This window comes from uncultured Allobosea sp. (assembly GCF_945957345.1).
Classification (GTDB): Bacteria; Pseudomonadota; Alphaproteobacteria; order Rhizobiales; family Beijerinckiaceae; genus Allobosea.
This window is the reverse complement of sequence record NZ_CAMFKW010000010.1, coordinates 104208-119138: the sequence shown is the minus strand read 5'-3', so window position 1 is coordinate 119138 and position 14931 is coordinate 104208. Positions and strand designations below refer to the sequence as shown.

The window sequence follows — 14931 nt, the reverse complement described above, 5'->3', positions numbered from 1 at the left end:
CATCGGCCTGCGCCACCGGCCCGGCGAGATCGGTGGTGAAGGACAGGCGCCCCGCTGCCGCATTCGTCCGCACCAGCTCCGACAGCCCGGGCTCGAAGATCGGGATCTCGCCGCGCTTCAGCGCCGCGACCTTGGCCTCGACCTTGTCGACGCAGACCACCTCATGCCCGAAATCCGCAAAGCAGGCGCCCGAGACCAGGCCGACATAGCCCGACCCAACCATCACGATCTTCATCGATAAACCTCGTCCGCGAGACGATACCGCAGGCGCGCCTACTAGCCTGCCTTTGCGACATGCGCGAGAAAAATCCGGTTTGACTTGGGGGCGGGACATTTGCGGGCCGGAGCAAAGCGTGGTCATGGCGTGCCGCGAACCTGTCGCATTCCGTTGCAACTCTGTTCATGCGGGCATCTATAAGAGGTGTCGTATTCTGCCTTGCCTAGAACGAGGGCCTATATGAGCGAATCCGTGAGTCCCCTGGCCGGCAAGCGGCTTGCGCCCGGCCAACTCGTCGACGTGGCGGCCCTCACCAAAGCCTATTACGAGCAGCCCGACCCCTCCCAGCGTTCGCAGCAGGTCGCCTTCGGCACCTCCGGCCATCGCGGTTCGGCGCTGCTGCAATCGTTCAACGAGGCGCATATCCTGGCGATCGCGCAGGCGATCTGCCTCTATCGTCGCGAGCAGGGCATCGACGGGCCGCTCTTCCTCGGCATCGACACGCATGCTCTCTCGCGCAACGCCTTCGAGACGGTGCTGGAGGTCTTCGCCGCCAACGGCGTTGCCACGATCGTCGACGAGGAGCTCCGCTTCACGCCAACGCCGGTGATCTCGCATGCCATCATCGCCCATAATCGCGGCCGGACGGCCGGGCTTGCCGACGGCGTGGTGATCTCCCCCTCGCACAACCCGCCGGCCGATGGTGGCCTGAAATACAATCCCCCGCATGGCGGGCCGGCCGATACCGATGCGACCGGCTGGATCGAGAAGCGCGCCAACGCCTTCCTTGTCGAGAAGCTCGCCGGCATCCAGCGTATTCCCTATGAGCGCGCGCTGAAGAGCGAGCATGTCCACCGGCACGATTACATCACCGGCTATGTCTCTGACCTCGCCAACGTCGTGGACATGGAGGCGATCCGCCAGGCTGGCGTCGTGATCGGCATCGATCCGCTCGGCGGGGCCGGGCTCGACTACTATCAACCGATCATCGACCGCTACGGCCTGAATGCGACGATCGTCAGCCAGGAGGTCGATCCGGCCTTCGGTTTCATGACCGCCGACTGGGACGGCAAGATCCGCATGGACTGCTCCTCGCCCTACGCGATGGCGAGCCTGATCGGCATGCGCGATCGCTTCGACGTCGCCTTCGCCAACGATACCGATGCGGACCGGCACGGCATCGTGACGCGCAGCAGCGGGCTGATGAACCCGAACCATTATCTCGCGGCGGCGAGCGCCTATCTCTTCGCCAACCGACCGGGCTGGCGGGCCGATGCCGCAATCGGCAAGACGGCGGTGTCGAGCGCGATCATCGATCGCGTCGCCGCCAAGCTCGGCCGGAAGCTCGTCGAGGTGCCGGTCGGCTTCAAATGGTTCGTGGATGGCCTGATCTCGGGCAGCTTCGGCTTCGCGGGCGAGGAGAGCGCCGGCGCTTCCTTCCTGCGCATGGACGGCACGGCCTGGACCACCGACAAGGACGGCATCATCCTTGGCCTGCTCGCCGCCGAGATCACCGCGAAGACCGGCGACGATCCGGGCGTGCTCTATGGCAAGCTGACAGCGGAGCTCGGCAATCCCCGCTATGCGCGCGTCGATGCGCCGGCGAGCGCCAGCCAGAAGGCCGTGCTCAAGAACCTGTCGGCCGAGCAGATCGTGACGAAGGAACTCGCAGGCCAGCCGATCACGGCGATCCTGAGCAAGGCGCCGGGCAACGACGCGCCGATCGGCGGGGTCAAAGTCACGGCGGCGGATGGCTGGTTCGCGGCGCGCCCGTCCGGCACCGAGGAGGTCTACAAGATCTACGCCGAGAGTTTCCGCGACGAGGCGCATCTGGCCACGATCCAGGAGGATGCGCGCCGGATCGTCGGGCAGGCCTTCGCGGCGGCCGGGGCCGCCTGAAGCACAGCGGATCGGCGCTGGTGACGACCAGTGCCGGCCTGCCGATCAATTGTCGATGGACGGAGCCCGCTCGACCAGTTCGAGGAAGATGGCGGCGCAGGCCAACCAGACGATCATCGACCAGATCAGCATCATCCCTCCCGAGTTTGCGCTTTTTTTTGAGCATAGCCCAGGATGCAGGCCCGGCAAGCGCCCGTTGATTTCGACGGAATGTCAGTGGCTTGAGTGCTGTGGATATCGGAAAGGTGCGGCGTTTTTGCCGCAGGGGCGGGCGATCTGATTCGCGTTCCTGACACAACGCGGATTGCGGGGCGGCACTGTCGACAAGCACCAAGGCGACGGCCTTTGGCGGGCCGCCGCGTTTTTGGATCCGCTTCAACTCAGCCGCTGCGATCGATCGCGGCGGCAAGATCTGCCTCAGGCGGCGTTCTGCCGGTGCCAGTCTTCCAGATAGGCCAGCACGGTCTTGAGATCGGAGATATCGACATAGCGGCGGCCGAGGTCGCGGAGATTGTCGCGATGGGGCTGTTCCTCGATGTCGCCGACGCAATCCTCGGGCACTATGGTCCGGTAGCGATAGCTGAAGCTGTCGATCGAGGTGGCGCGGATGCAGCCCGAGGTGTTGCAGCCGGTCACGATCACCGTGTCGACGCGCTCCTTGTTGAAATAGTCGCTGACGCCGGTGTTGAAGAAGATCGAGGGCGCCTTCTTGCAGATCGTGAGATCGTAGTCGGGATCGTAGATGCGCGGGTCGAAGGCGGCGCTCGGGTGGTCGTGCCGGAAGGTCTCGCGCACGGCGGTGATCTTCCAGTAGGGCATCTCGCGCTCGTTCATATAGGCGGTGTTGCAGTTCGCGACCGGCACGTTGTAGCGGCGCGCGACCTCGAGCAGCTTGGCGGTGTTCTCCACGGCGCGCATGACGAGCGGCGCCCCGCCGAGCGGATACCGGGCGTCGGTGAAGCCGGTCTGGAAATCAACGACGACGATGCCCGGCTTCATGCCGAAACCGACCGGAATCTCGCCATAGCTCCTGTTCTTGTAGTCATCATCCGTCATGGATCCGTGCCTCCCGCGTGAGCGATCATTGCCGCGATCAGGGAACGGTATCCTCATAAAAAAATCAGGCAAGATTGTTTTTATGACATCGACTTGCTGACCGGACAGGACCATAAGGGGGAGAGGGGACGGCGTATGCGGGTTGTCCGGTTCGTCCGTCGAGGGCGTCGGAAACAGGACTGCGCTGCGCCGATGGGCGTATCGCGGCGTCCAGTTGGGAACAGGGATGACGAAGGCTACACGGTCCGAGCGCCAGCAGCAGGCACGCAGCGTCGCGACCTATGAGCGGCTGATCGAGGCCACGCTCGATGTCATCCATGACGTCGGCTATCACGCCGCCACGACCCAGGAGATCGCCGAGCGCGCCCAGGTTTCCCGTGGGGCGCTGCTCTATCATTTCCCGGCCCGGGCGGACATCATCCTGGCGGCGATGGAGCGGCTGCTCGACGACGGCACGGCCGAGATCCGCGCCGTCGCCCTGCGCGTCCAGAACGGCGAATTATCGCTCGAAGGCTTTGTCGGCTTCCTCTGGGAGCTGTTCTCCGGCCGCTTCTTCTACCTGTCGCTGGAGATGATCACCGAGGCGCGCAACGATGCCGACCTCCGCCAGCGGATGATCCCCGTCGTCAAACGCTTCCATGAGGCGCTCGATGCGACCTGGGTCGAGTTCTGCGATCCGCAGAAGCGCTCGGCCCGCCAGGCCCGCATCATCCTCAACCTGACGGTTTGCCTGGTGCGCGGCATGGGCGTGCAGACCGTGCTGCGCGAGGATCCCGACTATTTCATCGACATGATCGAGGCCTGGAAGGCACTGCTTCCGCAACTGATCGGGGGAGGCGCCGGCGACGCGATGTTCGATGGGCCCCGGTTTCGCGAGCGTGGCAGCGTGATGCCAGAACCATAAGGGACGCTGTAAGCGGGTCGGCCGTCTGTCGATCCTCTCTCTTCCCGCGCTTAGAAGCGAACGGGAGCTACGAGTTCCAGGGAACACTGCCGGATCTCCTCGCCGCGGGAGTGCGACATCACCAGCGCGGTCCCGATGGAGCGGAATCCGAGCTTCGCCAGGATTTTGCCGGATGCCGCGTTATCGGCGGCATGCCCCGATCGAAGCCGTGTCAGGCCGATCGTCCGGAAGGCGAAGTCGACCGCAGTCTGAGCTGCCTCGAAAGCATATGCGCGGCCCCAAGCCGCACGATCGAACCAGTATCCCAACTCTCCCTGCCGGCCGGATATCTCATCGATGTCGACGACCCCGATCATCAGGCCGCCAGCCACCACGGCGAAGCGATAGACGCTACCTTCCGCCCATTCCCGCGCGTGGTCGGAAAACCACGCGCGCATGCCTTCCCGTTCAGGTGGGAAAATCGCCATGCGCAGCATGCGCGCTACCTCCCAATCGGATTGAATCGCGAAGGCACGCTCGGCATCGGCGAGGCGCGTCGGGCGCAGGACAAGCCGGTCCGTCACGATCTGACGGCGGGGGACGGAGGTTCCGTTCATGTCACCATCCGTTCGAGCCAAGGGGCGGGATCATGGGTTCAGGCCGGCCCGGTCGCGATATCGTACCCGCCGACGACGCCGGTCGAGACCAGCGTTTCGAAATACTCGACCTTCAGGTCGAAGGATTTGAGCAGCTTCTGAGTGCCGGGCTTCACGACCGCGTCGTCGAACGCACCTTTCATGAAATGGGCGGCCGACGCCATGTCGCTCCAGAAGCTCATCACGACGAGCTCATTATCGGTGCCTTTGACCTTGCGGGCGAGCGTGGCCCCGAGATGACCGGGCAGCTCGGCCATCTCGACGAAGGTGGTTCTCCGGAGGTGGTCGGCATAGGCGGCGAGCACCTCGTCCGACCCCGCGACGGCGCGCCAAGAGCGAATGATCATCTATCCTCTCTCCCCTTGAAGCTCACAGGCCGATAGCGCCCGCCGGCCATGATAGACACGACGATCCGTCTTCATCGAGTGTCGCCTTCGCGACGTTGCGCAAGCGCCTTATGCGTCAATGCCGCGTGGACCGCGGACCCGCTCCCGAGCGGGCCGGCATGGGCGGAAGGCGCTCTTCTCAAGCCGTCGGCGCAACCCCATATCTGGTGTCGAACCCTTCGAATGGAGGGCAGATCATGTTTGACACACCGTTCCAATTCATCCGCGACGACGATGCTTCGCCGCCTGCCGCCGGGGGCGGCACTCCTGTCGAACCGCTTCGCGACGAGGATGTGCTCGACGCCTATTCACGCACCGTCGTCGGTGTCGTCGAGCGCGTCGGCCCCTCGGTCGTGCGCATCGATGTTCAGGCGGCGAACGGCGCGAGCGTCGGCTCAGGCTCGGGCGTCGCGATCGCCAATGACGGCCTGATCCTGACCAACAGCCATGTCGTTGCCGGTGCGCATACCGCGACCGTGGTCTCCAGCGACGGGCAAAGCTTCAGCGCGCGCATCATCGGTGCCGATCCCGATACCGATCTCGCCCTGATCCGAACCGAGAGGGACGGGGCTATCCCGGCGGCCACGCTCGGCGATTCCAAGCAGCTGCGCCGCGGCCAGCTCGTCATCGCCGTGGGAAACCCGCTCGGCTTTGAATCGACCGTGACCACGGGTGTGGTCTCGGCGCTCGGCCGCGCGATGCGGTCCCGTTCCGGCCGCCTGATCGAGGACATCATCCAGACGGACGCCGCCCTGAATCCCGGCAATTCGGGCGGTCCGCTGGTCTCGTCGCGCGGCGAAGTCGTCGGCATCAACACGGCGATCATCGCCGGTGCGCAGGGTATCTGCTTCGCCGTGTCGTCGAATACGGCGCAGCATGTGCTCGGCGAGCTGATCCGGCACGGCCGCGTTCGGCGCGCCTATCTCGGGCTCGGAGTCGAGCAGATGACCATCCCGCGCGGATTGGCGCTGCGCTTCGGGATCGCCGCCAAAACCGGGGTGCGGGTGTCGAACGTGGAATCGGTCGGGCCGGCGCGCGCGGCAGGGCTGCGGGAAGGCGACCTCATCCTGGCGCTCGACGGCCAGCCGCTTACCGGCGTCGACGATCTGGCACGCCTGCTCACCGCGGAGCGGATCGGCGTCACCGTTCAGCTCGACATCCTCAGCGTCACCGGACGGGTGACCGTGCAGGTCGAGCCGCTGGACCGACCTGCGATGGCTGCACGCAGCGCCGGACAGAGGGGAAGGTGACCCGTTCTGCCCTTGCTCAATCGGCCTTCGGCTCCTCCTGCAGCGTGTAGCGGAAGTTGCAATGGGTCGCCCCGCCCATGATCGTCTGCGTGCGCTCGAGCGTGATGCGGGGATCGTAGCCCGTGCAGAACACGCCATCACGATTGCAGGACAGGAGATGGCCGATCTTGCCGAGACCCATCTCGCGATAGGTTTCCGCGTAGCGGCAGCGATGGACATTGTAGTCGAACTCGGTGTCCGTCGCCTTCACCACCTCGATCACGAGTGCGTCGTCCTGCGTCCAAAGTGCCTGCAGGTCCTGGAAACTGCGCAGGCTGGTTCCGCCGGGCGTCCTGGTGGCGAAGGAAGCCCCCGCCGCGATCGCGGCCTTGCGGATCGCCTGGTCGAGAATCGATTGCGCCAGCTCCTCGCCGAGGCGCTCGCGCATCTCCTCGTAGATCAGCGCGATGATGCCAGCTTCGATGCGCCTGCGGGCGAGGATACCGATCTCGCCGTCGAAGACCGGATTGCCGGCTTGCGTCGGTTGCTTGGCTTCGCTCATGTCTCTCCCCTCGCGCGGCATCGATCTGCTCTGTCGCTCCGCGCCGACGCATCACACGATCGAGTTCTTCGCTCGGCGGCCTGGAGATCGTGGCTCCATCCGGTCGCGCCGTCCAGGTTCCTTCCAGCTGCCGTGCATCGCAGGATCGGTTCGGCTGGCGTCGCGCCATGGCGCTCGCCGAAGCAACCGGCGATCGGTTGCTCCCAGGGAGGAGCGGCCTCTAACCTGACCGGACGGTTCGACGATGGAGCGAAGCATGGCGGGTACGATTGTCGCAGCGCAGCCCGAGGCCGCCGAGGCAGGCGCGCTCATCCTTAGCCAGGGTGGCAATGCGGTCGATGCGGCGGTGGCCTGCGCGCTCGTCCAGGGCGTGGTCGACCCGCAGATGGTCGGTATCGCGGGCTTCGGCACCGTGCAGATCTATATGCCGTCGAGGGGCATCCACGAGTGCATCGATTTCCACGGCACCTGTCCGGGCCGGTCGACGCCGGAGATGTGGGAGCATCTGCTGGAGGGCGAGACCCGCGACGGCTTCGGCTTCCTGCTCAAGGGCAAGATCAACGATGCCGGCTACGCTTCCGTCGCCGTGCCGGGCAGCCTGCGCGCCTATGAAGAACTCGCAGGCTACGGAACCTTCGCCTGGAAGGACCTCCTCGCGCCGGCGATCCGGCAGGCTCGCGAGGGTTTCGTCGTCAGGCCGAACGTCCGCGCCATGTGGCTGATGAAGGAGAGCCAGTTCGGCCGCGTCGACATGGTCGACAAGCTGAAGCTCTCGGCGACCGGGAGAGCCGCGTATTTTCGTGCCGACGGTGGCCTCAAGGAGGTCGGCGAGCGGGTCAGCAATCCGGATCTGGCGGCGTCCCTCGCGGAGATCGCCGAGAAGGGGGCGGATGTCTTCTATCGCGGCTGGATTGCGGAGCGCATTGCAGAAGACATGGCCGCCAATGGCGGCTTGCTCACCTACGATGATCTGGCGGGATACCGGACGCGCCGAAGCAGGCCCTTGCGCGGCACCTACCGTGGCCTCGACATCGCTTCGAGCGCTCCTCCGGCCGGCGGCGTCATGCTGATCGAGATGCTGAATTTCCTCGAGCATTTCGAGGTGTCGGCGCAGAGGCACAATTCAGTGGAGCATTTGCAACGGCTCACCGAGGCGATGAAGTTCGCCACGCGTGACAAGGAGCTGCATGTCGGTGATCCCGCTTTCGTCGATATTCCGCTGGAACGCCTGCTGTCGAAGGAGCACGCGGCGAATGCAGCTCGGGCCTATGATCACGGCGAGCGCATTTCGATCGAGCGCCTCGGGACGCCGGAATCGACGAACACGACCCAGTTCTGCGTCGCCGACGATGAAGGGAATATCGTCACGATGACCCATTCGCTCGGCACGGCGTCGGGCATCATCACCGATGGGCTCGGCTTCATGTACAATGCCTGCATGAACGTCTTCGACCCGCGGCCGGGCAGGCCGGGATCGATCGCTCCCGGCAAAAGCCGCTTCACTGCGATGGCTCCGACCATCGTGTTCGACGGCGGGGAGCCGAAGATCGTCATCGGCGCACCGGGCGGGGCTCATATCGCCGGCGCGCTGTTCCAGGCCCTCGTCAACATCGTCGATTACGGCATGTCCGCTGTCGAAGCGGTCTCCGCGCCGCGCATCTCCGTGACCAGCAATATCGTCGACGTCTGCAACCGCATCCCGCGCTTCGTGACGGACAAGCTGGCGGAAGCCGGGCACCCGATCGCGCGCTCCCCGCAGAGTTTCGCCTTCGGTGCGCCCCATGCGCTGCTGCGCCGGGCGGGAAGCTGGACCGGCGGCGCCGATCCGCAGCGCGATGGCGTGTGCATCACCGTCTAGGCCGTCCCGGCTCGGCCGGCCTCCGTCGGCTGGCGGATGAAATGGCCGGGCGCGATCTCGACCAGCGCTGTTGGTGGCGCCCGCCAATCGAGCTTGCGGATCGGGCTCGGCAACTCGTCGACGGCGAGCTCACGCCTGAATGCGCGGCGGCTTGGATCGGGGACCGGAACCGCCGCGAGCAGCTTGCGCGTGTAGGGATGGCGCGGATCGGAGAACACCGCCTCGCGCGGGCCGATCTCGACGATCTCGCCGAGATACATCACCGCGACGCGATGGCTGACGCGTTCGACCACCGCCATGTCGTGCGAGATAAAGAGATAGGCGAGGCCGAGCTCGGCCTGCAGGTCGAGCATCAGGTTCAGCACCTGCGCCTTGACCGAGACGTCGAGCGCCGAGACCGCCTCATCTGCCACCACGAGCTTGGGCGATAGCGCCAGCGCACGGGCGATCGCGATGCGCTGGCGCTGGCCGCCGGAGAATTCATGCGGGAAGCGCACATGCATCTCCGGCGCGAGCCCGACCTTGCGCAGCAGTTCCGCGACGCGATCCTGCGCTTCCGCGCCCTTGGCGAGGCCATGGACGAGGATCGGCTCCGCCAGCGCGCTGCCGACACTCTTGCGCGGATTGAGGCTCGCGAAGGGGTCCTGAAAGATCATCTGCATGTCGCGGCGGACATCGCGCAGATCGCTCTTGCCGAGCCCGGTGACGTCTCGCCCGCCGAAGCGGACGCTGCCGAAAGAGGGCTCGACCAGCCGCAGGATCGAGCGCCCCGTTGTCGACTTGCCGCAGCCGGATTCGCCGACCAGCGCCAGCGTCTCGCCGCGCCGCAGGCTGAAACTGACGTCCTCGACGGCATGGACCTGCCCGCGCAACCGGCCGAGCATGCCGCCGCGGATGCCGAAGCGGGTCGTGAGCCCCGCGACTTCGAGCAGCGGCGGCTCGGCCGCCTGCACGGTGTCGGGCTGCTCGACCGGCTTGCCCTCGACCTTGCCGTCATCGGGATCGATGCGCGGGAAGCGCAGCGGACGGGCATGGCCATTCATGTCGCCGAGCTTGGGCACCGCCGCCAGCAGCGCCTTGGTGTAGCCGTGGACAGGGTTGTTGAAGACCTGCGCTGCCGGCGCATCCTCCAGCTTGCGGCCCTTCCACATCACCACGACGCGGTCGGCGATCTCGGCGACGACGCCCATGTCATGGGTGATGAAGAGCACCGACATGCGCTCCTCGTCCTGCAGCGTCTTGATCAGCTCGAGAATCTGCGCCTGGATCGTCACGTCGAGCGCTGTCGTCGGCTCGTCGGCGATCAGAAGCTTGGGCTTGCAGGCGAGCGCGGTCGCGATCATCACGCGCTGGCGCATGCCGCCGGACAATTGGTGCGGATAATTGTCGAAGCGCGTCTTCGCCGAGGGAATGCGCACCTTGTCGAGCATGCGCAGGGCTTCGGCCATGGCCGCGCCGGCATCGAGCCCGCGATGGTAGCGCAGCGCCTCGGCGATCTGGAAGCCGACGGTGAGCACCGGGTTCAGGCTCGTCATCGGCTCCTGGAAGATCATCGCTACATCGTTGCCGCGGACCTTGCGCATCTCTTCCTCGCTGAGCGCGAGCAGGTCGCGGCCCTCCAGCGCGATCCGTCCCTGGATGCGGCCGTTGGCGGCCGAGACCAGTCGCATCACCGAGAGCGCGGTCACGCTCTTGCCCGAGCCGGATTCACCGACGATCGCGACGGTCTCGCCGGGCGCGACGTCGAAGCTCAGGTCCTCGACGGCCCAGCGCCATTGGCCGCCGACGCGGAAGGCGGTCTGGAGGTTCTCGACGGAAAGGACGGGGCCACTCATCGCTCGCCCTTCAGCTTGGGGTCGATGGCGTCGCGCAGGCCGTCGCCGAGGACGTTGAGCGCGAAGACGACGACGAGGATCGCGAGCGAGGGCGCCAGCACCAGCCAGTAGCTGTCGAGGATGTTTTCGAAGCCCTCGCGGATCATGCCGCCCCAGGTCGCGATCGGCGGCTTGACGCCGAGCCCGATGAAGGCGAGCGAGGCTTCGGTGCGGATGGCGTTGGCGAGCCAGAGCGAGGCCATCACCAGGATTTCGGGGAAGATGTTCGGCAGGATGTGGCCGGCCATGATGCGCGCATCGGAGAAGGCGAGCGCGCGGCCGGCGCCGATATAGTCGCGTTCCTTGACCGTGATCGTCGGCGCGCGCGCGATGCGGGCGAAGGACGGGATCGAGGTCAGCGCGATCGCGATGGTGATGTTCTCCATCGAAGGGCCGAGCATCGCGACGAGGATCAGGCCGAGGATCAGCGAGGGGAAGGCGAGGAGGATGTCCATCGCCTGCATCACGACGATGTCGAAGCGCCCGCCATAATAGCCGGCGAGCAATCCGATCAGCGAGCCGACGACCATGGCGATGACGGTCGAGGCGATGCCGATCACCAGCGAGATCCGGGCGCCGTAGAGCAGCCGGGAGAGGATGTCGCGGCCGAAATAATCGGTGCCGAGATAGAAATCGTCATGCGGCGGCTGGAGCCGCGACAGGATGTTCTGCTCCAGCGGGTCGTGCGGGGCAATGACCGGCGCGAGCACTGCCGCGAGGATCACGGCCAAGACGATGGTGAGCCCCACCCAGGAGGTCTTGTTGGCGTTGAAGGCCCCGATCGTCGCCTTCAGCCAGCGCAGGCGCGGCGGGGCGGCAGGGGCGGCATCATGGACGGAGGTGCTCATGACAGCTTCACCCTGGGATCGACGAGGGCGTAGGTGATGTCGGTCGCGATGTTCACGAGCACGACGATCAGCGTGTAGATCACCATCATGCCCTGCAGCATCGTGTAGTCGCGCTGGTTCAGCGCGCCGACGATCAGCTTGCCGAGGCCCGGCCGGTTGAAGACGATCTCGGTCAGCACCGAATTGCCGATGAGGATGCCGAGATAAAGGCCGACGATGGTGATGATCGGGATCAGCGCGTTGCGTAGCGCATGGCGCCAGATCACCACGCGCCAGGGCACGCCCTTGGCGCGGGCGCTGCGGACATAATCCTCCTGCATCACCTCCAGCATCGCCGAGCGGGCCACACGGGTGATGTAGGCCGCCATGATCAGCCCGAGATTGAGCGCCGGCAGCGCCATCGACTGGAACCAGGCCGAGGCCGAACCGCTGCCGGCCGAGATCACCGGGAACCAGCGCAGCATGATCGCAAAAACGATCAGCAGGATGATAGCCGAGACGAAGGGCGGGAAGGACAGGCCGAGCAGCGAGGCGATGCGGGTGACATAGTCCGGCATGCGGTTGCGGTTGACCGCCGCCCAGACGCCGAGCGGCACGCCGATGACGATGCCGATCGCCAGCGAGACGATGGTGAGCTCGATCGTCCAGGGCAGGACGGCGAGAACCTCCTGGATCACCGGCCGGCCGGTAACCAGCGAGACGCCCCAGTCGCCGCGCACGGCGCCGCCGAGGAAGCTGAAATATTGCTCGCTCATCGAGGCATCGAGGCCGAGCCGCGTGCGCATGGCGGCGATGGCCGTGGCGTCGGCCTGGTCGCCGAGGATGACCTGAGCGGGGTCGCCCGGGACGATGCGCACGACGACGAAGACCAGCGACAGCACGGCCCAGAGCGTGACGATGGCGAAGCCGAGGCGTTTGACGAGAAAGGCGCTCATGATGCCGCCGGGTTGGAGTGGGAGCTGCAGCGGCTGGCCGCTGCGCCGAAGCCATTTCCACCTCACGCCGTCATCCCGGGCGGAGCGAAGCGGAGACCCGGGATCCATTCCTGATCGGTTCCGGAATGAATCCCGGATCAACGCGACTGGCGCCGCTTGTCCGGGATGACGCCGTGGAGTTTGTCAGCTCACTTCGTGAAACGCGTTGTCTCCAGCACCGGCGGGCCGAGATTGAGCGAGGCCTTGAGCTCGTAGCCGAGGTCGAGGCTGTCCTTGTAGGCCCAGAGCTGCATCATCTCGTTGACCGGGATCGCGCAGACTTCCTTGATGATCTTCTCCTGAGCGGTCTTCCAGAGCGCGAGCTGCTTCGCCTTGTCGGTCTCGGAGCGGGCAGCGTCGATTTCCGCATCCGCCACCTTGCAATGCGAGAAGTTGGTCACCGCCGTCGGCGTCTTCACGATCGCCCGCGAGTGGAAGAACTGCGATAGATAGACATCGGCCACCGGGAAGCGCGCCGCCTGGAAATGCACGACCTGCGACAGGTCCTGCCGGATCTGCTGGTGGAAGGTGGCGTGCTCCACCGGCTGGATCTCCAGGGTGATGTTCGCCTTCTTCAGCAGCGCCTGCACCGCTTCGGTGAAGCTCAGCATCGAGGGCAGGGTGGTGTTGATCGCCTTGATGGTGACGCCGTTGGGGAAGCCGGCCTCCGCCAGCAGCGCCTTGGACTTGGCGAGGTCGAAGGGCAGGAGCGGGGCCTTCTCGTCCGTGCCGAGATAGCCCGACGGCACGACCGAGACGGCCGGGCGCGAGATGTTCTTGCCGCGGAACTGCCAGATCGCATTGCGGTCGATGGCATAGGCGATGGCCTGCCGGACCTTGATGTTGTCGAGCGGCGGCTGACTCATGTTGAGATGCAGCACGGACATCTCGGCCGGGCCCATCGCCACGACCTTGACGCCGGGCAGCGCCGTCATGCGGTCGACCCAGGCCTGCTCCTGCCGCCCGAGCATCATGTCGAGCTCGCCGGACTGGAAGGCGAGGTCGCGCGAGGAATCCGAGGGGATGAAGCGATAGAGGATCTCGGTCAGCTTCGGCTTGCCGCGGAAGTAGTTCGGATTGGCGACGAGCTTGGCGTATTGCTGCGGAACGTATTCCTGGAACATGAACGGACCGGTGCCGATCGGCTTCTTGGCGAAGCCGTCCTTGCCCAGTTCCTCGGCGGCCTTCTTACAGACCATGTTGCCGCCATGGTAGTTCATGACGATGCCGAGCAGGCTCGGGATCGGCTCCTTCAACGTGATCTTGACGGTATACTTGTCCGGAGCCTCGATCGACTGCACCGCGCTGTAGTCCGACGAGAAAGCGGAACTGTCCTTGGAGGAAGCCCGCTTGAGCGAATAGACCGCGTCCTCCGCGGTGAACTCGCCATAGCCGTGATGGCACTGCACGCCCTGGCGCAGCTTGAAGGTCCATTCCTTGCCGTCGGCGGAAGATGTCCAGCTTTCGGCGAGATCGGGCTCCATGAACTCGGGCGACAGCTCGCCGGGCTTGATGCGAACGAGCCCGTTGAACATCCATTGCAGCATTGCCTTGCCGGGCGTGCCGGAATTGAGATGCGGGTCGAGAACGCCGGCATCCGAGCTCTGCATGCCGACGGTGAGCACGGTCTTCTGCGCGAGGGCCGGACTGGCCATCAACGCGCCGGCCAATAAGGCGGCGAGGATCGAAAAGGGTCTCTTCATGGCTCTTCCCCTGCTTTTATCGTTGAGCGTGATGATCGAGATCGGATGTCGGCGCTCTCCCGGCGCCGTCGTCAGAGCGTGTCCTCCAGCCTGCAATTGACCAGCAATTCCGCGACGGTGGCATTGTTGGGCAGCGCCAGCACGGTGGCAACCAGTTCGGCGAGATCGGCCGGTTGAGTCATCGCTTCTGGCGGCAGTGCGGTGCTCGCGGCCGTCATGTCGGTGCGCACGAAGGAGGGGCAGAGCGCGGTGGCGCGCACGCCCTTGTCCCAGGCGATGCGCCGCGCCGCATGGTTGAGTGCGATCATGGCGTGCTTGGTCATGTTGTAGGCGACGTGGTCGTTGCGCACGCGCTTGCCCGACATCGAGGCGACATTGACGATGCGCCCGGCGCCGGAGGCTTCGAGATGCGGCAGCGCGCAATGGATCAGGTTGAGCGGCCCCTTGCAGTTCGCCGCCCAGATCGCGTCGAGCGTGGCTTCGTCCGGCGCGCGCAGGGTCATGTGGCTGCTCATGCCGGCATTGTTGACGAGCCCGTCGATGCGGCCGAACCGGGCTGCCGCGGCATCGACCCAGGCGCGATGGCTCGCCCAGTCGGTCGCATCGTAGCGGGCGATATGGAGGCGCGACGGGTCCCAATCGGCGCTCATCGTCTTCAGGGAGTTCAGGTCGCGGCCGCCGAGGCTTAAGCTGTAGCCCTGCGCCTGCAGCCGCTCGGCGATGGCGCGGCCGATGCCGCGATTGGCACCGGAAATCAGGATGACGCGTCCATCGGGGGGCAGCATG

Annotated in this window: 13 protein-coding genes and 1 pseudogene; 4 read left to right on the top strand and 10 right to left on the bottom strand. The window is 65.7% G+C overall.

All coding sequences use genetic code 11. The annotated features are described in order from the left end of the window. A pseudogene (locus tag Q0Q36_RS07505) lies at window positions 1-235 on the bottom strand (UDP-glucose 6-dehydrogenase); the annotation flags it as partial. Between the two features lie 222 nt (window positions 236-457). Here Q0Q36_RS07505 and pgm point away from each other — a divergent pair. Further along, the gene (pgm, locus tag Q0Q36_RS07500; RefSeq protein WP_293796898.1) at window positions 458-2116 is read left to right on the top strand and encodes a phosphoglucomutase (alpha-D-glucose-1,6-bisphosphate-dependent); all 1659 of its coding nucleotides are present in this window, start codon (window positions 458-460) and stop codon (window positions 2114-2116) included. A gap of 417 nt (window positions 2117-2533) precedes the next feature. Here pgm and Q0Q36_RS07495 read toward each other — a convergent pair whose 3' ends face one another. Further along, on the bottom strand, window positions 2534-3172 hold the full coding sequence (locus Q0Q36_RS07495) for an isochorismatase family protein (RefSeq protein ID WP_265055918.1): 639 nt from the start codon (window positions 3170-3172) through the stop codon (window positions 2534-2536). Window positions 3173-3398: 226 nt separating this feature from the next. On the opposite strand from Q0Q36_RS07495, the gene Q0Q36_RS07490 reads away from it, so the two are divergent. Then, entirely contained in the window at window positions 3399-4076 is a 678-nt protein-coding gene (locus Q0Q36_RS07490) for a TetR/AcrR family transcriptional regulator (RefSeq protein WP_293796896.1), read from the top strand. A gap of 50 nt (window positions 4077-4126) precedes the next feature. On the opposite strand, the gene Q0Q36_RS07485 is transcribed toward Q0Q36_RS07490, so the two are convergent. Both Q0Q36_RS07485 and Q0Q36_RS07480 read right to left on the bottom strand, forming a co-directional pair. Then, entirely contained in the window at window positions 4127-4672 is a 546-nt protein-coding gene (locus Q0Q36_RS07485) for a GNAT family N-acetyltransferase (protein WP_293796880.1), read from the bottom strand. A 38-nt stretch (window positions 4673-4710) separates the two neighbouring features. Continuing rightward, complete coding sequence (locus tag Q0Q36_RS07480) at window positions 4711-5058, bottom strand: hypothetical protein (RefSeq protein ID WP_293796879.1); 348 nt, start codon at window positions 5056-5058, stop codon at window positions 4711-4713. Between the two features lie 236 nt (window positions 5059-5294). On the opposite strand from Q0Q36_RS07480, the gene Q0Q36_RS07475 reads away from it, so the two are divergent. Beyond that, the gene (locus tag Q0Q36_RS07475; RefSeq protein ID WP_293796877.1) at window positions 5295-6347 is read left to right on the top strand and encodes a trypsin-like peptidase domain-containing protein; all 1053 of its coding nucleotides are present in this window, start codon (window positions 5295-5297) and stop codon (window positions 6345-6347) included. A 16-nt stretch (window positions 6348-6363) separates the two neighbouring features. On the opposite strand, the gene Q0Q36_RS07470 is transcribed toward Q0Q36_RS07475, so the two are convergent. Further along, window positions 6364-6888, bottom strand: coding sequence for an L-2-amino-thiazoline-4-carboxylic acid hydrolase (locus Q0Q36_RS07470; protein WP_293796875.1), 525 nt, complete (start codon window positions 6886-6888; stop codon window positions 6364-6366). A gap of 256 nt (window positions 6889-7144) precedes the next feature. Here Q0Q36_RS07470 and Q0Q36_RS07465 point away from each other — a divergent pair, with 256 nt between their 5' ends. Next, entirely contained in the window at window positions 7145-8746 is a 1602-nt protein-coding gene (locus Q0Q36_RS07465; RefSeq protein ID WP_293796874.1) for a gamma-glutamyltransferase family protein, read from the top strand. Here the strand turns inward: Q0Q36_RS07465 and Q0Q36_RS07460 are convergent. From Q0Q36_RS07460 to Q0Q36_RS07440, 5 genes are all read right to left on the bottom strand, one after another. Continuing rightward, complete coding sequence (locus Q0Q36_RS07460) at window positions 8743-10581, bottom strand: ABC transporter ATP-binding protein (RefSeq protein WP_293796873.1); 1839 nt, start codon at window positions 10579-10581, stop codon at window positions 8743-8745. The genes Q0Q36_RS07465 and Q0Q36_RS07460 overlap by 4 nt on opposite strands. Further along, a complete protein-coding gene (locus Q0Q36_RS07455; protein ID WP_293796871.1) occupies window positions 10578-11468 on the bottom strand; it encodes an ABC transporter permease in 891 nt (296 codons plus the stop codon). The genes Q0Q36_RS07460 and Q0Q36_RS07455 overlap by 4 nt, the downstream gene beginning before the upstream one ends. Next, window positions 11465-12403 (bottom strand): ABC transporter permease, encoded by a 939-nt coding sequence (locus Q0Q36_RS07450; RefSeq protein WP_293796868.1) that lies wholly within the window; start codon window positions 12401-12403, stop codon window positions 11465-11467. The genes Q0Q36_RS07455 and Q0Q36_RS07450 overlap by 4 nt, the downstream gene beginning before the upstream one ends. 188 nt (window positions 12404-12591) lie before the next feature. After that, entirely contained in the window at window positions 12592-14145 is a 1554-nt protein-coding gene (locus tag Q0Q36_RS07445; protein WP_293796866.1) for an ABC transporter substrate-binding protein, read from the bottom strand. Window positions 14146-14216: 71 nt separating this feature from the next. Then, window positions 14217-14930, bottom strand: a complete 714-nt coding sequence (locus Q0Q36_RS07440) for an SDR family NAD(P)-dependent oxidoreductase (protein WP_293796865.1) — start codon at window positions 14928-14930, stop codon at window positions 14217-14219. Window position 14931: the final 1 nt, after the last annotated feature.

Coding starts and splice junctions, on each gene's coding strand:
- pgm (WP_293796898.1), top strand. CDS start 458: ATGAGCGAATCCGTGAGTCCCCTGGCCGGCAAGCGGCTTGCGCCCGGC.
- Q0Q36_RS07495 (WP_265055918.1), bottom strand. CDS start 3,172: ATGACGGATGATGACTACAAGAACAGGAGCTATGGCGAGATTCCGGTC.
- Q0Q36_RS07490 (WP_293796896.1), top strand. CDS start 3,399: ATGACGAAGGCTACACGGTCCGAGCGCCAGCAGCAGGCACGCAGCGTC.
- Q0Q36_RS07485 (WP_293796880.1), bottom strand. CDS start 4,672: ATGAACGGAACCTCCGTCCCCCGCCGTCAGATCGTGACGGACCGGCTT.
- Q0Q36_RS07480 (WP_293796879.1), bottom strand. CDS start 5,058: ATGATCATTCGCTCTTGGCGCGCCGTCGCGGGGTCGGACGAGGTGCTC.
- Q0Q36_RS07475 (WP_293796877.1), top strand. CDS start 5,295: ATGTTTGACACACCGTTCCAATTCATCCGCGACGACGATGCTTCGCCG.
- Q0Q36_RS07470 (WP_293796875.1), bottom strand. CDS start 6,888: ATGAGCGAAGCCAAGCAACCGACGCAAGCCGGCAATCCGGTCTTCGAC.
- Q0Q36_RS07465 (WP_293796874.1), top strand. CDS start 7,145: ATGGCGGGTACGATTGTCGCAGCGCAGCCCGAGGCCGCCGAGGCAGGC.
- Q0Q36_RS07460 (WP_293796873.1), bottom strand. CDS start 10,581: ATGAGTGGCCCCGTCCTTTCCGTCGAGAACCTCCAGACCGCCTTCCGC.
- Q0Q36_RS07455 (WP_293796871.1), bottom strand. CDS start 11,468: ATGAGCACCTCCGTCCATGATGCCGCCCCTGCCGCCCCGCCGCGCCTG.
- Q0Q36_RS07450 (WP_293796868.1), bottom strand. CDS start 12,403: ATGAGCGCCTTTCTCGTCAAACGCCTCGGCTTCGCCATCGTCACGCTC.
- Q0Q36_RS07445 (WP_293796866.1), bottom strand. CDS start 14,145: ATGAAGAGACCCTTTTCGATCCTCGCCGCCTTATTGGCCGGCGCGTTG.
- Q0Q36_RS07440 (WP_293796865.1), bottom strand. CDS start 14,930: ATGCTGCCCCCCGATGGACGCGTCATCCTGATTTCCGGTGCCAATCGC.